Source organism: uncultured Streptomyces sp. (genome assembly GCF_947488945.1).
Lineage (GTDB): Bacteria > Actinomycetota > Actinomycetes > Streptomycetales > Streptomycetaceae > Streptomyces.
This window is the reverse complement of sequence record NZ_CANLBS010000024.1, coordinates 66,772-82,417: the sequence shown is the minus strand read 5'-3', so window position 1 is coordinate 82,417 and position 15,646 is coordinate 66,772. Positions and strand designations below refer to the sequence as shown.

The following is a 15,646-nucleotide window of genomic DNA, read 5'->3' as shown; positions in this document are numbered from 1 at the left end:
GGCCCCCGGCCCGATGATCGACTGCCGCACGCTACCGCACCCCCGGCGGCGACTACCCTGGGACGGCGAACGATCCCCGTACGGGGGGTCTCCGAGGCAGGAGTGAAATGGCCGTCAATCTGGTCAATGTCGAGCAGGTCAGCAAGGTGTACGGCACCCGTGCCCTGCTCGACGGCGTATCCCTCGGGGTGTCCGAGGGCGACCGGATCGGTGTCGTCGGCCGCAACGGCGACGGGAAGACGACCCTCATCCGGATGCTCGCCAAGCTGGAGGAGGCGGACACCGGCCGCGTCACCCACAACGGCGGGCTGCGCCTCGGTGTCCTCACCCAGCACGACTCCCTCGACCCGGAGGCGACCATCCGCCACGAGGTCATCGGCGATCTCGCCGACCACGAGTGGGCCGGCAGCGCCAAGATCCGCGACGTCCTCACCGGGCTGTTCGGCGGCCTCGCGCTGCCCGGCTTCGAGCACGGCCTCGACACCGTGATCGCCCCGCTCTCCGGCGGCGAGCGCCGTCGCATCGCGCTCGCCAAGCTGCTCATCGCGGAACAGGACCTGATCGTCCTCGACGAGCCCACCAACCACCTCGACGTCGAGGGCATCTCCTGGCTCGCCGGCCACCTGCGGACCCGTCGGTCGGCGCTGGTCTGCGTCACCCACGACCGGTGGTTCCTCGACCAGGTCTGCACCCGCATGTGGGACGTCCAGCGCGGTGCGGTCCACGAGTACGAGGGCGGCTACAGCGACTACGTCTTCGCGCGGGCCGAGCGGGAGCGGATCGCCGCCACCGAGGAGTCCAAGCGGCAGAACCTGATGCGCAAGGAGCTGGCCTGGCTGCGGCGCGGCGCCCCGGCCCGCACCTCCAAGCCGCGCTACCGCATCGAGGCCGCCAACGAGCTGATCGCCGACGTGCCGCCGCCGCGCGACACCAGCGAGCTGATGAAGTTCGCCAACGCCCGGCTCGGCAAGACCGTCTTCGACCTGGAGGACGTCACCGTCCAGGCCGGTCCCAAGACGCTGCTGACGCACCTGACCTGGCAGCTCGGCCCCGGCGACCGCGTCGGCCTGGTCGGCGTCAACGGCGCGGGCAAGACCTCGCTGCTGCGCGCGCTGGAAGAGGCCGCCCGCAGCCAGGGCGACGTCCAGCCGACCGCCGGGAAGATCGTCGTCGGCAGGACGGTGAAGCTGGCCTACCTCTCCCAGGAGGTGAAGGAGCTCGACCCGAAGCTCCGCGTCCTGGAGGCCGTGCAGCAGGTCCGCGACCGCGTCGACCTCGGCAAGGGCCGGGAGATGACGGCCGGGCAGCTCTGCGAGCAGTTCGGTTTCACCAAGGAGAAGCAGTGGACGCCCGTCGGCGACCTCTCCGGCGGCGAGCGCCGCCGGCTCCAGATCCTGCGCCTGCTGATGGACGAGCCCAACGTCCTCTTCCTCGACGAGCCCACCAACGACCTGGACATCGAGACCCTGACGCAGCTGGAGGACCTGCTCGACGGCTGGCCCGGCTCGATGATCGTGATCTCCCACGACCGGTTCTTCGTGGAGCGCACCACCGACAAGGTCATGGCGCTGCTGGGCGACCAGGCGCTGCGGATGCTGCCGCGCGGCATCGACGAGTACATCGAGCGCCGCAAGCGGATGGAGGAGTCCGTCACCCCGTCGGCGGCCCCCGTCGCGCACGCCGCCGCGGCCCCGGCGCCGGCCGCCAACGCCCAGGCCACCCGGGCCGCCAAGAAGGAGCTGCAGAAGGTCGAGCGGCAGCTCGACAAGCTCTCCACCCGCGAGACCTCCCTGCACAAGCAGATCGCGGACAACGCCACCGACTTCGCGAAGGTCGCCACGCTCGACGCCGAGCTGCGTGAACTGGTCACCGAGCGGGACGAGTTGGAGATGCGCTGGCTGGAGCTGGCCGAGGACGCGTGACGGCGCGAAGGGCCTGAGTCGTCTCGGCGGTTCGGGCCGGGGTCCCCAGCGGGAGCGGGTCCGGCCGGGAGGTTCCGGCGGGGCTGCGGCTCCGAGGTGAAGGAGGGCGGCCCCTTTCGGGCCGCCCTCGCCGCGTTCGCCGCCCTCGTCGTGCGGTGGGGCCCTCGCCGGGTCCGCCGCCCCGTCGCGTGCGCGGCTCCTGTGCCGTTCGCCGCGTTCGTCGTTTTCGCACCCTTCTTTCCGTCGTACGGCCCCGACTCGCGGGATCGGGTGGCCGGTCGGGCGGGCGACGGCCCAGCGTCCGCCGTGGCGTGGCTTCCTGACGGAGCGTCCGGTGGAGGGAGGTCCCAGGTCGTCGGCGGGCCGGGTAACGGGGGCATCACGGCGCGGTTCTCCCTTGGGAACAGGGCAAGGGCCGAGCCGCTGTTGGCGGTGGGGCGGGTGGTACAAAGAAGCCCCGCCGACTGTCGTGACACCGCGGGAGCCATGCCCGATTCGCTCCTTTCCGGGAGTTCCGGACGTCCGTCCGCGGATGTTCCGGGGTCCGGAATCGCGGGGGAGAGAGAACGGACACCGGCCCGCACGAAGGGGGACGCGCTGATGAGTCAGCCGCCCAGCCAGCAACCGCCGCAGGACGGCTTCGGCGCTCCGCAGGACCCGCCGCGCGACGTTCCGCCCGCCCCGCCCGCCGGGACGCAGCCGCCCGCGGGCCCCGGATACGGCTATCCGCAGGCACCCCCGCAGGCCCCCGGCCCGTACGGGCAGCAGCCGGGACCCTACGGGCAGGAGCCCGGCCCCTACGGGCAACAGCCCGGTCCCTACGCACAGCAGCCCGGTCCCTATGGGCAGCAGGCCCCGGGCCCTTACGGGCAGCAACCGCCCGGCCCGCCCGGCCCGTACGGGCAGCCGGGACCGTACGCCCCGCAGCCCGGTCCTTACGGGCAGCAGCCGGGCCCTTACGGGCAGCAGCCCGGCCCGTACGGGGCGACGGCGGCCGGTCATCCGGCACATCAGCCGGGTGGCGACGGTCCGTCCGGCGGTGGGTTCTTCAAGAACAAGACCGCGGTGGTGGCCGCCGCGGCGGTCGCGCTGGTGCTCGTGGTCGGGGTCGGCGTCGGCCTCGCGGTGACCGGCGGGGACGACGAGAAGGACCCGGTGGCCACGGGGAGCAGCGCCCCGCCGGCCCCCGGTCCGTCGGCCTCCGTCGACGAGGGCGACGGCGAGGGCGACGGCCGTCAGGGGCAGGAGGACTTCAACGCCGGGCGCAAGCCGGGCGAGGCGAAGGTGCTCTGGCTCCAGACCAACGACATCGACCTGCCGCGTTCCGGCGCGGACGTCCACGGGCCGTGGATCGTCGGCGACACCGTGGTCCGCGGCGTCTACCGGGGCGTGTCCGGCTACTCGGTGGCGACCGGCGAGAAGAAGTGGACGGTGGACCTGCCGGCCGACCTCTGCTCCGCGCCCCAGGCGCCGACGGACGACGGGAAGCTCGTCGTCGCGGTGAAGAACGGCACGACCGACAAGGCGGACTGCGCCGATCTCCAGATGATCGACCTCACCACCGGCAAGGCGGGCTGGAAGAAGTCGGTCAAGAAGAACAACGCCTGGGACCTGATGACCGACCTCGGTCTCGCGATCAGCGGCGACACGGTCACCGTCGGCAGGACCGGCAACGCCAACGCCTACCGGGTCTCCGACGGCAAGGAGCTCTGGGGCAACCCCTCGGGCGACTGCCTCCCGTACGCCTTCGCCGGCGGTGCCAAGCTGATCGCCGCGCTGAACTGCCGGACCTCTGACGTGAACAACCCCCAGCAGCGGATCCAGCGGCTGGACCCGGTCACCGGCAAGGCGGCCTGGACGTTCGCCCTGGAGCGCGGCCTGGAGGTCGACCGGGTCTACTCGGTGAGCCCGCTCGTCGTCTCGGTGACCAAGGAGAAGGACAAGTCGTGGGGCATCCTCGCCTTCCGTGAGAACGGCACGCTCCGCTCCAACGTGGTCGACACGCAGGACAAGTTCAACCCGGACTGCGGCAGCCGTTTCTCCGTCTTCGGCAAGTCCCTCGAAGGCTGCGCGGGCGTCGCCGCGGACGCCAACACCTTCTACATGTCGACCGAGGCCGCCAGTGGCACCGCCAACAAGGTCGTCGCCTTCGACCTGAACACCGGCAAGCCGAAGTGGAAGGCGGCCGCCCCGACCGGACGGACCGTCCAGCCGCTGCGCATGGAGGGCCCCGACGTCGTCCTCCACATGGAGGCCACCTACGACCAGGGCGGCGCCGTCGCGCTCCTCGCGCCGACCGGCGGCGCCCCGCGCGTCGTGCTCCAGCACCCGGCGTCGGCCACCCGCGTCGAGTCCACCTTCTACAACCCCGAGTTCGCCTATGTGGGCGGTCGTTCGTTCCTGGTGAACGGGCGGGTGAGCGGAACCTCGGACGCCGAGGAGAAGGAGGTCAAGACGATGATGGTGTTCGGCAAGTGACGGCCGCCCTCCGCAACCCCCCGCGCATGCCCGTTCCGTCCCCCCTCCCCACCACCGAGGTACGCACGCCATGAGCCAACCGCCCCAGCAGCCGCCCGCCGACCCGCCGCAGGGCGGGTTCGGCGCCCCCCAGGACCCGCCGCCCGGCGGGTTCGGAGCCCCGGTGCCGCCGCCGGACGCGCGCGCCGGACAGCCGCCGGCCCCGTCGCAGCAGGGAGCCCAGCAGCCGCAGCCGCCCGGCACTCCGCCGCCGCCCGGCGGTTACGGCGCCCCGCAGCAGCCCCCGGCCGCGCCGCAGGGCGGGTACGGCGCGCCCCAGGCCCCGTACGGGCAGCCCCCGCAGGGCGGTCAGCCGCAGGGTCCCGCTTACGGTTACCCGCCCGCCGCCCCCGGCTACGGCTACCCGCAGGCCCCGCAGCAGCCCGGCTACGGTTATCCGCCGACCGCCACCTCCCCGCAGCCCGGCCAGCCCGGCTACTTCGGGCAGCCCGGTCAGCACGGCCAGGCATACGGCTACCCGACGCAGCCGCAGTACCCGGTAACCCCGCAGGGCGACGGGGGCGGCAAGAAGAAGCTCTCGGCGCAGATGAAGATCATCATCGCCGCGGCGGTCGCCGTCGTGCTCATCGTCGGCGGCGGGGCCCTCTACGCCACCTCTTCCGGTGACGACGGCAAGAAGACCGAGGCCTCCACCTCCGGCACCGAGGGCAAGGGCGGGGGCGAGAAGGAGGGCGGACTCGCCGGCGGCAAGGAGAAGGCGCCCGCCAGCACCGCGTCCGAACTCGGCTTCAAGGTCCCGGAACCGGAGGTCGCCGACGTCGCCACGGTCCGGGGTTCCTGGATCACCGACAAGGTGTTCGTGAAGACCGGCCTGTACGAGATCGTCGCCTACGACCTCGACAAGGGCACCAAGGTCTGGTCGGTGCCGACCGCCGGCCAGCTCTGCGCCGCGTCCCGCTTCATGACGGACGACTACCGGACGGCCATCGCCTTCCAGGAGGCCAAGCCCACCAAGGCCGACAAGTACCCCTCCTGCAACCAGGTCGGCGCCCTGGACCTGAAGACCGGCAAGATGCTCTGGTCCAAGTCGGTGCTCGGCGGAAACGGCGACGAGCCGGTCCGCTTCGACGAGGTGACGGTCAGCGGCAGCACCGTCGCGGCGGGCGGCCTCAACGGCGGCGCGGCCTTCCAGATCGCCGACGGCAAGGAACTGTGGAAGCCGAAGGTCTCCACCGACGGCTGCTACGACAAGGGGTACGGCGGCGGCGCCGGCCTCGTCGCGGTCCGCCGCTGCGGCACGAGCGACGAACCGCAGCTCAGCATCCAGGCGCTGAACCCCGCCACCGGCGCCCCGCTCTCCTCGTTCGACATGCCGGCCGGTGTCGAGTACGCCGCCGTCGTCTCCAGCGACCCGCTGGTGGTGGCCGCCAACGTCGGTGACACCGCGGGCGACGGCAGCGCGATCTCGGACTACTTCTCGATCGACCGCGACACCGGGAAGCTGATCGTGCGGATCTCCGCCGACGCCGACCGCTACGGCGGCGACTGCGGCTCCACCGAGGTGGAGATGTGCTCGGGGATGACCGTCGGCAACAACCGGCTGTACGTGCCGACGGAACCGCACGAGGGCAAGGCCGAGTTCGGCGACACCAACGAGGTGGTCGCGTTCGACCTGACCACCGGGAAGCTCAGCGGCCCCCGGGCCGACGCGGGCGAGCGCTACTCCCTGGTGCCGCTGCGGATGGACGGCACCAACGTCATCGCGTACAAGGAGCCGCCGTACGACAAGGGCGGCCAGGTGGTCTCGCTGGACGGGGCCACGCTGAAGGAGACGCTGCTGATGGAGAACCCGGCGGACGACAAGGTCCGGGAGGCGGAGACCGCGTACACCTGGAACGGCGACGAGTTCGACTTCGCCGACGGCAGGCTGTTCTTCTCGCAGGGGATCATCAGCTCGCACAGCGGGAGCGCGGGCCGGGAGCGCAACCTGGTGGTGTCCTTCAGCACCCACTGACGCGCGCACTGACGCACCCGCTGCAGCGCCTGCCGGCGCACCCGGCGGGCGCGCCGTACGGCAGGTAGTGCGCTTTCCGGCGCAAGCCCCCCTGAATGGCCAAGAATTCGGCATTCAGGGGGGCTTCTGCCATGTATGGGGCACGCGACGTCGAACAAGCGTGTAGCTTGCCGGGTCTGGGAGACGCCCCCGGGCTCCGGGGAGCCCGCGGGCACGGCACGCGGGGGGCGCGCAACGGCCGCCGCGGTACAGGGGGTTGTGGTCGATGGGTGTTCGCCTGGTGGTGGTCGACGACCACCGTCTGCTGGCCGAGGCGCTCGCCTCCGCGCTGAAGCTCCGCGGCCACCGGGTGCTGGCGGCGACCGCGCCGACGGCCGGTGCGGCGGACCTGGTGATCGCCCGCGCCCCCGAGGTCTGCCTCTTCGGGACGGCGTCACCGGCGGCGCCCGGCGTGTTCGACCCCGTGACGCGGATCGGCCGGGAGCGGCCCCAGGTCGCGGTCGTGGTGCTCGGCCCGGTGCCGAGCCCGCGCGGGATCGCGGCGGCGTTCGCGGCGGGGGCCGCCGGCTACGTCCGCCACGACGAGCGGATCGAGGGCGTGGAGCGGGCGATGACCAGGGCGCGGGCCGGAGAGGCGTCGGTGGCGCCGGCGCTGCTGCGGGGCGCGTTCGCGGAACTGCTCGACCCGGTGGCGCAGCCGGACGACGAGGGCCAGCGGCTGCTGCGGCTGCTGACCCCGCGCGAGGCGGAGGTGCTGGTCAGGGTCGCGGAGGGGGAGGGCACCCGGCTGATCGCCGCGGGGATGCGCATCGCGCCGAGCACGGCGCGGACCCATGTGCAGCGGGTCCTGATGAAGCTGGGCGTGGGCTCCCGGCTGGAGGCCGCCGCGCTCGCGGCCCGTACGGGGCTGCTGGAGCGGGCCACGCTGTATCTCCCGGACACGCCGCAGGGGCCGGACCCCGCCGGGTGAACGGCGGGGTCCGGCCCCTGCGGGACGAGGTGGTCAGTCCTCGGGGGCGGGGTCGGCCGGTGCGGCCGGCACCTGCACCGGGCGGATCTTCATCCAGAGGAGGAAGGCCAGCCCGAGGACCAGCATGGCGAGGCCGGTCCAGAGGTTGATGTGGACGCCCTCGGCCTTCTTGAGGTCGGCGTCGGACGGGCTGATGCCCGCCAGGGTGACGATGACTCCGTAGACCACGAAGAGACCGCCGATGATGAGCCGGATGTCGAAGAGGCGGGCCGCCGTGGCGGACTTCCCCTCCAGCTCGGAGACTTCCTTGTGCAGCTCGGACATGGGTGGTTCCTCCGATCAGAACGAGTAGGGGATGTAGCAGGCGGCGGCGAGCACGATCGCGCCCCAGCCCAGCAGGGCCGGCTTGCGGTACCAGGCGCCGTCGGCCTCGTCCGGGACCTCGGGGGCGTCCGGCGACTCGGTGCCGTAGACCAGGCCGGCCAGTTCGGCCTCCGGCTTCGGCGCGGTGAAGAGGGTGACCACGACCATGACGACCGCGCCGGCGACGAAGCCGACGATGGCGGAGACGAAGTTCGCGCCCTGGTCGGACGGGATGTCGATGACGCCCTGCTTGTAGAAGACGAAGTAGTTCACCATCGCGGCGGTGGTGCCCGCGACCAGGCCCCAGACGCCGGACTTCATCGAGGCGCGCTTCCAGAACATGCCGATGATGAAGACGACGAACATCGGGACGTTGAAGAACGAGAACAGCGTCTGCAGGTAGCTCATGATGTTCGAGAAGCTGGCGGCGATGAACGCGGTGCCGATGGAGGCCAGCACGCCGACGGCGGTGATGCCGCGGCCGAACTTCAGGTAGTGCTGGTCCGGTGCATCCTTGCGGATGTACCGGGCGTAGATGTCCGTGGTGAACACCGTGTTGAACGAGGAGACGTTGGCCGCCATGCCGGCCATGAACGCGGCCATCAGACCGGTCACGGCGATGCCGAGCACCCCGTTGGGCAGCAGTTCGCGCATCAGCAGCGGGATCGCGTCGTTGTACGTCAGGTCGCTGCGGTCGGTGCCGATGTTCGGGACGACGACGGCGGCGACCATGCCCGGGATCATCACGAGGAAGACGATGAAGATCTTCGGGAACGCGGCGATCAGCGGGGTGCGCTGGGCGGCCGAGAGGTTCTTCGCGGACAGGGCGCGCTGCACTTCGGCGAAGTTGGTCGTCCAGTACCCGAAGGAGAGGACGAAGCCGAGGCCCAGGATGATCGTCAGCCAGTTGGCGCCGAGCGGGTTGGCGTCACCGATGCCGGTGCCGCCCCACGCGGAGAGGAAGTCGGCGCCGTGGCTCTTCTCCAGCGAGCCGGTGAGGCCGTCCCAGCCGCCCACGCGCCTGAGGCCGAGGACGGTCAGCGGGATGAGCGCGGCGAGGATGACGAAGAACTGCAGCACCTCGTTGTAGATCGCCGAGGAGAGGCCGCCGATGGTGATGTAGAGGAGGACGAAGACGCCCGCCACCACGATGGCTATCCACTGGTCCCAGCCGAGCAGCGCCTCCACGACGATCGACAGGGCGTAGAGGTTCACGCCCGCGATCAGGATGGCGGCGAAGGCGAAGAGCACCGAGCTGAGCAGGTGGGCCGACTTGTCGAAGCGCTGGAGCAGGAACTCCGGCACCGACCGGACCTTCGACCGGTAGTAGAACGGCATCATCACCAGGCCGAGGAAGACCATGGCGGGGATGGCCCCGATCCAGTACCAGTGGACGACGGCGACGCCGTACTGGGCACCGGTCGCGGCCATGCCGAGGATCTCGGTGGCGCCGAGGTTGGCCGCCACGAAGGCGAGACCGGTCACCCACGCGGGCAGCGACCGGCCGGACAGGAAGAAGTCGAGACTGGTCTTGACGCTGGCCCTGGCGGCGAAGCCGATGCCGAGGACCACGGCGAAGTAGATCGCCAGGATTGCGTAATCGAGCCCGTTGGTGGGGAGCCGGAGCCCTTCAGCCAGATAGGTCATGGGGGGTACTCGCTTCGTTGCGCGAACTGAACCCGACGGAACCTACGCGTTTGAATTCAATAAGTGAACACAGAGTTGGTGTTCTTTGTTCGATCGTGATGCTTGTGATCCACGACTCGTCCCGTGGGGTCGACTTTCACACAGGAAGCACCGAAAGGCGGCGAGGTGCGTGCAGGAAGTGGTGCACGCTTCCACCGTTGACCGGCGTGTTGCCTTATGGTTTGTTGTGTTGAGTTCTGTTTGGAGGATCTGGTGAAGAAGACGGTCACGACCCTGGCCGACGGCCGCGAGCTGATCTATTACGACGCGGCCGACGACGCCGTGCGCGAGGCCGTCGACGAGCGTCCCCTGGACGCCGTCGCCACCGCCTCCGAGATCCGCCGCGATCCCCTCCTCGGTGACGCGGTGGCGATCGCCTCGCACCGCCAGGGCCGCACCTACCACCCGCCCGCCGACGAGTGCCCGCTCTGCCCGTCGCGCGACGGCCGGCTCAGCGAGATCCCCGACGACCACTACGACGTCGCCGTCTTCGAGAACCGCTTCCCCTCCCTCGCCGGCGACTCCGGCCGCTGCGAGGTCGTCTGCTTCACCTCCGACCACGACGCGTCCTTCGCCGACCTCACCGAGCAGCAGGCCGCCCTCGTCCTCGCCGCCTGGACCGACCGCACCGAGGCCCTCGCCGGGCTCGACCAGGTCGCCCAGGTCTTCTGCTTCGAGAACCGCGGTGCCGAGATCGGCGTCACCCTCGGTCACCCGCACGGCCAGATCTACGGCTACCCCTTCGTCACCCCGCGCACCGAGCTGATGCTGCGCCAGGCCGTCGCCCACCGGGAGAAGACCGGCCGCAACCTCTTCGACGACGTGGTCGGGCGCGAACTCGCCGACGGCGAGCGCGTCGTCCTCACCGGCGAGCACTGGGTCGCCTTCGTCCCGTACGCAGCCCACTGGCCGTACGAGGTGCACCTGCACCCGCGCCACCGCGTCGCCGACCTGCGCGACCTCGACGACGGGGCACGCGCGGAGTTCCCGAAGGTCTACCTGGAACTCCTGAGGCGGTTCGACCGGATCTTCGGACCCGGTGAGCCGCCGACCCCGTACATCGCCGCCTGGCACCAGGCGCCCTTCGACGCCCCCGGGCGCGAGGAACTCGGGCTCCACCTCGAACTGTTCACCATCCGTCGTACCAGCGGCAAGCTGAAGTTCCTCGCAGGATCGGAGTCCGGTATGGGAGCGTTCATCAACGATGTGCCGCCGGAGAGCGCGGCGCTGCGTCTGCGAGAGGTAGCCAGCAAGTGAGCACCAGCACCCCCAAGAAGTACCTGGTCACCGGCGGAGCGGGATACGTCGGCAGCGTCGTCGCCCAGCACCTGCTGGAGGCCGGGCACACCGTGACCGTCCTGGACGACCTGTCCACCGGCTTCCGCGAGGGCGTGCCGCAGGGCGCCGAGTTCATCGAGGGCCGCATCCAGGACGCCGCGAAGTACCTCGACCCCTCCTACGACGGGGTCCTGCACTTCGCCGCCTTCTCCCAGGTCGGCGAGTCGGTCGTGAACCCGGAGAAGTACTGGGTCAACAACGTCGGCGGCACCACCGCGCTGCTCGCCGCGATGCGCGACGCCGGGGTGCGCACCCTCGTCTTCTCCTCCACCGCCGCCACCTACGGCGAGCCGGTCTCCAGCCCCATCACGGAGAGCGACCCGACCTCCCCGACCAACCCCTACGGGGCCACCAAGCTCGCCGTCGACCACATGATCAGCGGCGAGGCCGCGGCGCACGGCCTGGCCGCCGTCTCGCTGCGCTACTTCAACGTGGCCGGCGCCTACGGCGCGTACGGCGAGCGGCACAGCCCCGAGTCGCACCTCATCCCGCTCGTCCTCCAGGTCGCGCTCGGCGCACGCGAGTCGATCTCCGTCTACGGCGACGACTATCCGACCCCCGACGGCAGCTGCGTCCGCGACTACATCCACGTCGCCGACCTCGCCGAGGCCCACCTGCTGGCCCTCACCGCCGCCACCGCGGGCGAGCACCTGATCTGCAACCTCGGCAACGGCAACGGCTTCTCCGTCCGCGAGGTCATCGAGACCGTCCGCACGGTCACCGGCCACCCGATCCCCGAGACCGCGGCTCCGCGCCGCGCCGGGGACCCGGCCGTACTCGTCGCCTCGGCCGCCGCCGCCGAGGAACGCCTCGGCTGGCGCCCGTCCCGCGCCGACCTGGCCGGAATCGTCGCGGACGCCTGGGCGTTCGCCCGCCGAGAGGAGCCCACCGCCCCATGACCGACCTCACCGCGCTCACCGACTCCTTCCGCGCCCTGTACGGAACGGAGCCCGAGGGGGTCTGGGCCGCGCCCGGCCGCGTCAACCTCATCGGCGAGTACACCGACTTCAACGACGGCTTCGTCATGCCGCTCGCGCTGCCGCAGACCGCCCGCGCGGCGGTCGCCCGGCGCACCGACGGTCAGCTCCGCCTGCACTCCACCGACGTGCCCGGCGGCGTGATCCAGCTCGACGTGGCCGCACTCGCCCCGCACCAGGGCCACGGCTGGGCCGCCTACCCGGCGGGTGTGGTCTGGGCGCTGCGCGAGGCGGGCCACGACATCACCGGCGCGGACATACAGATCACCTCCGACGTCCCCACCGGCGCCGGGCTCTCCTCCTCCGCCGCCCTGGAGATCGTCACCGCCCTCGCCCTGAACGACCTGTTCGGGCTGGGACTGACCCCCACCGACCTCGCCGTGCTCGGCCGCCGAGCCGAGAACGACTTCGTCGGCGTGCCCTGCGGCGTCATGGACCAGATGGCGTCGGCCTGCTGCACCGAGGGCCACGCCCTGCACCTGGACACCCGCGACCTCGGCCAGCGCCAGGTGCCGTTCGACCTGCCCTCCCACGGCCTGCGGCTGCTGGTGGTCGACACCCGCGTCAAGCACGCCCTCGGCGACGGCGCCTACGCCGAACGCCGGGCCGGCTGCGAGGAGGGCGCCCGCCTGCTCTCCCTGAAGACCCTGCGCGAACTCCCGTACGAGGAGCTGGACGCCGCCCTCGACCGGCTCGCGGCGGCCGGCGCCGACGAGTCCGTCGTCCGCTACGTCCGCCACGTGGTCAGCGACAACGCGCGCGTCGAGCAGGTCATCGCGCTGCTCGACGCGGGTGACGTCCGGGCGGCCGGGCCGGTCCTCGACGCCGGTCACGTCTCGCTCCGCGACGACCTGCGGGTCTCCTGCGCCGAGCTCGACCTCGTCGTCGAGTCGGCCACCGCCGCGGGAGCCCTCGGTGCCCGGATGACCGGCGGCGGCTTCGGCGGCTCGGCCATCGTGCTGGTGGAGGAGGCGGACGCGGACAAGGTCTCCGGGGCCGTCCTCGCCGCGTTCGCCGCCGCCGGGCACACCGAGCCGGGCATCTTCCCCGCGGTCCCCTCCGGCGGCGCCCGCCGCCTCGTCTGACCCCCCACGGGACCGGACCGACGGGCCGCCCGCCGCACGCACGCGCGTACGGCGGGCGGCCCGTCGGCGCGTGCGGCCCTGCGGTGTGTGCGGTCCCGCGGTGTGCGCGGCCGTCGGCGTGTGCGGCCCGCCGGTCCCGGAGTCGTCCTCAGGGAGCCGCCCGCTCGGCAGAATGCGTCGTTGTCTGTCTCCTTCTGTCTCCGGACGGAACATGGGGAACACCCGAAACACCCGTCGCGGTCAGTTCCGTGAATCGGCGGTCCGCCCCGACCGGCCGCCCGTACGCTGAGCGCAGCACCGGTGGGGGCCGGTGCCGTTCAGGGGCGAGACGATCGGGTACGGCGCCCGGGCGGGGAGGGGCGGACGGCCCGCGGCGACTGCCGCGGAGGCCGCGGCCCCGTCCCCCGCCGGGGAGCAGTGCCCTTCCGGACGCCACCGACCCGGTCGGCCGGCACGCGGCGCGCTCTCCGGGACCGTCGCAGCTGGGGGTATCCGTGGCCCGTATCCGGGTTCTCGTGGTGGACGACCACCGCATCTTCGCCGAATCGCTCGCCGCGGCCCTCGCGGCCGAGCCGGACGTGGACGTGGCCGCGGCCGGCAGCGGCCCGGCCGCGCTGCGCTGCCTGGAGCGTGCGCAGAGCGAGGGCCGCGCCTTCGACGTGATGCTGGTCGACGCCGAACTGGGCATCAGGCCCGCCGTCCCGGCCCGCGCCGTACTGGTGCCGGAGCAGGGCGCGCCGGGCCCGGTCGACGGCATATCGCTGGTGGCCGGGGTCCGCGCCGACCGCCCCGGGGTCCGCACCGTGGTGCTCGCCGAGCGCGACGACCCCCGGCGCGCCGCCGCCGCCCTCCAGGCCGGGGCGTCGGGGTGGGTCGCCAAGGACTGCTCGTTCCAGCGGCTGCTGGCGGTGATCCGGGGGGTGCTGCGGGACGAGACGCATCTGCCGCCGGCCCTGCTCACCGGGGTCCTGCGGGAGCTGACCGCCGCCCGCAAGCACCGTACCGAGAGCGAGCGGCTGGTGGAGTCGCTGACCCCGCGCGAGCGCGAGGTGCTGCGGTGCATGGTGGCCGGGCTCGGCCGCAAGGCGGTCGCGGAGCGGCTGTTCCTTTCCCCGCACACCGTCCGCACCCACATGCAGAACGTGCTGGGCAAGCTCGGGGTGCACTCGACGCTGGCCGCCGTCGCGCTGGCCCGCCGGGCCGGTATCGGACCCGCCGAGCTAGCCGGGGACGTTGTCGAACGGGGCGGTCAACTGGCGTAGCAGGCCGGCCAGTTCGCTGCGCTGGGCGCGGGACAGCTCGCCGAGGATCGCGCGTTCCTGCGCGAGCAGGCCGGCCAGTGACTGGTCGGCCTTGTCGCGCCCCTCGGCGGTCAGCCGCACCAGCACACCGCGCCGGTCGGACGGGTCGGGCAGCCGCTCCACGAGGTTCTTCTTGGTCAGCCGGTCGATGCGGTTGGTCATCGTGCCCGAGGTGACCAGCGTCTGCGTCAGCAGTTGCCCGGGGGAGAGCTGGTACGGGGCGCCGGCCCGGCGGAGCGACGTCAGGACGTCGAACTCCCACGGCTCCAGCTCGTGCTCGGAGAAGGCGATGCGGCGGGCCCGGTCGAGGTGGCGGGCCAGGCGGGAGACGCGGCTGAGGACCTCGAGCGGTTCCACGTCGAGGTCGGGGCGCTCGCGGCGCCATGCAGCGACCAGACGGTCGACCTCGTCCTCCATGTGGATCAGTGTAGAGGGTCTGTCGACATGAAGTCTCTTGAATTCGAGTGTCTTGACATCAAGATAAATATCGGGCCACCCTGAACCCATGACCGCACCCCTCTGGGACCCGCAGCAGTACCTGCGCCACGCGGACCACCGCACTCGCCCCTTCCTCGACCTGCTGGCCCGGATCGGGGATCTGCCCGGCGGCCCCGGGGCCCGCATCGCCGACCTCGGCTGCGGGGCCGGCAACGCCACCGCGCTGCTCGCCGACCGGTGGCCCGGCTTCCGGACCACCGGGTACGACGACTCCCCGCAGATGCTGGAACGGGCCCGCGCCCACGCCGGACCCGGCCTGGACTTCGCCCGCGCCGACGCCGCGACCTGGACCCCGGACGCGCCGCACGCACTGATCGTCTCCAACGCCCTGCTCCAGTGGGTCCCCGGGCACGCCGACCGCTTCCCCGCCTGGCTGGCCGGTCTGCTCCCCGGCGGCGCCCTCGCCTTCCAGGTCCCCGGCAACTTCGGCGCCCCCAGCCACGTGCTGATGCGCCGGCTCGCGGAGTCCCCGCGCTGGCGCGCCCGCCTCGGCGGACTGCTCCGCCACGACGACGCGGTCCTCGAACCGTCCGCCTACCTCGGCCGGCTGGCCGCCCTCGGCTGCGAGGTGGACGCCTGGGAGACGACCTACCTCCACCTCCTGGCGGGCGACGACGCGGTCCTCGACTGGGTGAAGGGCACCGGACTGCGCCCCGTCCTCACCGCCCTCGCCGACGACCCCGAGGCCCGCGACGCGTTCACCGCCGAATACCGCACCCTGCTGCGCGAGGCCTACCCGCGCGAACCGCACGGCACGGTCTTCCCGTTCCGGCGGATCTTCGCGGTGGCCAGGAAGGGGAAGCGGTGAGGGTCACAGGGCGTCCAGCGCCGTCCAGGAGATGTCCAGACCGATGGTGAACGGCACGTCCGTCTTCAGCCGGTCGTGGTGGATGCCCGTCAGTGCGTAGACCTTCAGCGTGGACAGATCGTCCACGGTGTATCCGTCCTGCGGGGGCACCGGCCGGCGAGAACGGTGCGCGGTGGTCGGCTCGGCGGTCATGGTTCCTCCCATGG

Annotated in this window: 12 protein-coding genes and 1 pseudogene; 9 read left to right on the top strand and 4 right to left on the bottom strand. The window is 72.1% G+C overall.

Features of this window, described 5'->3' with window-relative positions:
- Nucleotides 1-107: 107 nt before the first annotated feature.
- The 4 genes and pseudogenes from Q0994_RS29040 to Q0994_RS29025 all read left to right on the top strand — a co-directional run bounded on the left by Q0994_RS29040 (nucleotide 108) and on the right by Q0994_RS29025 (nucleotide 7,384).
- Entirely contained in the window at nucleotides 108-1,922 is a 1,815-nt protein-coding gene (locus tag Q0994_RS29040) for an ABC-F family ATP-binding cassette domain-containing protein (protein ID WP_299540423.1), read from the top strand.
- 600 nt (nucleotides 1,923-2,522) lie between these two features.
- Complete coding sequence (locus Q0994_RS29035) at nucleotides 2,523-4,400, top strand: PQQ-binding-like beta-propeller repeat protein (protein WP_299540421.1); 1,878 nt, start codon at nucleotides 2,523-2,525, stop codon at nucleotides 4,398-4,400.
- Nucleotides 4,401-4,470: 70 nt separating this feature from the next.
- Nucleotides 4,471-6,414, top strand: a pseudogene (locus Q0994_RS29030) (PQQ-binding-like beta-propeller repeat protein); the annotation flags it as partial.
- 265 nt (nucleotides 6,415-6,679) lie between these two features.
- Nucleotides 6,680-7,384 carry a response regulator transcription factor gene (locus Q0994_RS29025; protein ID WP_299540419.1) on the top strand — a complete coding sequence of 235 codons (705 nt, stop codon included), beginning with the start codon at nucleotides 6,680-6,682 and terminating at the stop codon, nucleotides 7,382-7,384.
- A 33-nt stretch (nucleotides 7,385-7,417) separates the two neighbouring features.
- Here Q0994_RS29025 and Q0994_RS29020 read toward each other — a convergent pair whose 3' ends face one another.
- Together Q0994_RS29020 and Q0994_RS29015 are read right to left on the bottom strand one after the other, a co-directional pair.
- A complete protein-coding gene (locus tag Q0994_RS29020) occupies nucleotides 7,418-7,708 on the bottom strand; it encodes a hypothetical protein (protein ID WP_299540417.1) in 291 nt (96 codons plus the stop codon).
- Between the two features lie 15 nt (nucleotides 7,709-7,723).
- On the bottom strand, nucleotides 7,724-9,394 hold the full coding sequence (locus Q0994_RS29015) for a sodium:solute symporter family protein (RefSeq protein ID WP_299540414.1): 1,671 nt from the start codon (nucleotides 9,392-9,394) through the stop codon (nucleotides 7,724-7,726).
- 252 nt (nucleotides 9,395-9,646) lie between these two features.
- Between Q0994_RS29015 and galT the strand changes: the two genes are divergently transcribed.
- The 4 genes from galT to Q0994_RS28995 all read left to right on the top strand — a co-directional run bounded on the left by galT (nucleotide 9,647) and on the right by Q0994_RS28995 (nucleotide 14,095).
- Entirely contained in the window at nucleotides 9,647-10,690 is a 1,044-nt protein-coding gene (galT, locus tag Q0994_RS29010; RefSeq protein ID WP_299540412.1) for a galactose-1-phosphate uridylyltransferase, read from the top strand.
- On the top strand, nucleotides 10,687-11,670 hold the full coding sequence (gene galE, locus Q0994_RS29005) for a UDP-glucose 4-epimerase GalE (RefSeq protein WP_299540410.1): 984 nt from the start codon (nucleotides 10,687-10,689) through the stop codon (nucleotides 11,668-11,670). The genes galT and galE overlap by 4 nt, the downstream gene beginning before the upstream one ends.
- Entirely contained in the window at nucleotides 11,667-12,833 is a 1,167-nt protein-coding gene (galK, locus tag Q0994_RS29000) for a galactokinase (RefSeq protein WP_299540408.1), read from the top strand. The genes galE and galK overlap by 4 nt, the downstream gene beginning before the upstream one ends.
- 494 nt (nucleotides 12,834-13,327) lie before the next feature.
- Complete coding sequence (locus Q0994_RS28995) at nucleotides 13,328-14,095, top strand: response regulator transcription factor (RefSeq protein WP_299540406.1); 768 nt, start codon at nucleotides 13,328-13,330, stop codon at nucleotides 14,093-14,095.
- On the opposite strand, the gene Q0994_RS28990 is transcribed toward Q0994_RS28995, so the two are convergent.
- Nucleotides 14,054-14,551, bottom strand: a complete 498-nt coding sequence (locus Q0994_RS28990) for a MarR family winged helix-turn-helix transcriptional regulator (RefSeq protein WP_299540404.1) — start codon at nucleotides 14,549-14,551, stop codon at nucleotides 14,054-14,056. The genes Q0994_RS28995 and Q0994_RS28990 overlap by 42 nt on opposite strands.
- An 88-nt stretch (nucleotides 14,552-14,639) precedes the next feature.
- Between Q0994_RS28990 and Q0994_RS28985 the strand changes: the two genes are divergently transcribed.
- A complete protein-coding gene (locus Q0994_RS28985) occupies nucleotides 14,640-15,440 on the top strand; it encodes a trans-aconitate 2-methyltransferase (RefSeq protein ID WP_299540402.1) in 801 nt (266 codons plus the stop codon).
- Nucleotides 15,441-15,443: 3 nt separating this feature from the next.
- On the opposite strand, the gene Q0994_RS28980 is transcribed toward Q0994_RS28985, so the two are convergent.
- Entirely contained in the window at nucleotides 15,444-15,644 is a 201-nt protein-coding gene (locus tag Q0994_RS28980; RefSeq protein WP_299540400.1) for a hypothetical protein, read from the bottom strand.
- Nucleotides 15,645-15,646: the final 2 nt, after the last annotated feature.

Excerpts from the sequence above, each read along its gene's own strand:
- Q0994_RS29040 (WP_299540423.1), top strand. The coding sequence starts at position 108 with ATGGCCGTCAATCTGGTCAATGTCGAGCAGGTCAGCAAGGTGTACGGC.
- Q0994_RS29035 (WP_299540421.1), top strand. The coding sequence starts at position 2,523 with ATGAGTCAGCCGCCCAGCCAGCAACCGCCGCAGGACGGCTTCGGCGCT.
- Q0994_RS29025 (WP_299540419.1), top strand. The coding sequence starts at position 6,680 with ATGGGTGTTCGCCTGGTGGTGGTCGACGACCACCGTCTGCTGGCCGAG.
- Q0994_RS29020 (WP_299540417.1), bottom strand. The coding sequence starts at position 7,708 with ATGTCCGAGCTGCACAAGGAAGTCTCCGAGCTGGAGGGGAAGTCCGCC.
- Q0994_RS29015 (WP_299540414.1), bottom strand. The coding sequence starts at position 9,394 with ATGACCTATCTGGCTGAAGGGCTCCGGCTCCCCACCAACGGGCTCGAT.
- galK (WP_299540408.1), top strand. The coding sequence starts at position 11,667 with ATGACCGACCTCACCGCGCTCACCGACTCCTTCCGCGCCCTGTACGGA.
- Q0994_RS28990 (WP_299540404.1), bottom strand. The coding sequence starts at position 14,551 with ATGGAGGACGAGGTCGACCGTCTGGTCGCTGCATGGCGCCGCGAGCGC.
- Q0994_RS28985 (WP_299540402.1), top strand. The coding sequence starts at position 14,640 with ATGACCGCACCCCTCTGGGACCCGCAGCAGTACCTGCGCCACGCGGAC.
- Q0994_RS28980 (WP_299540400.1), bottom strand. The coding sequence starts at position 15,644 with ATGGGAGGAACCATGACCGCCGAGCCGACCACCGCGCACCGTTCTCGC.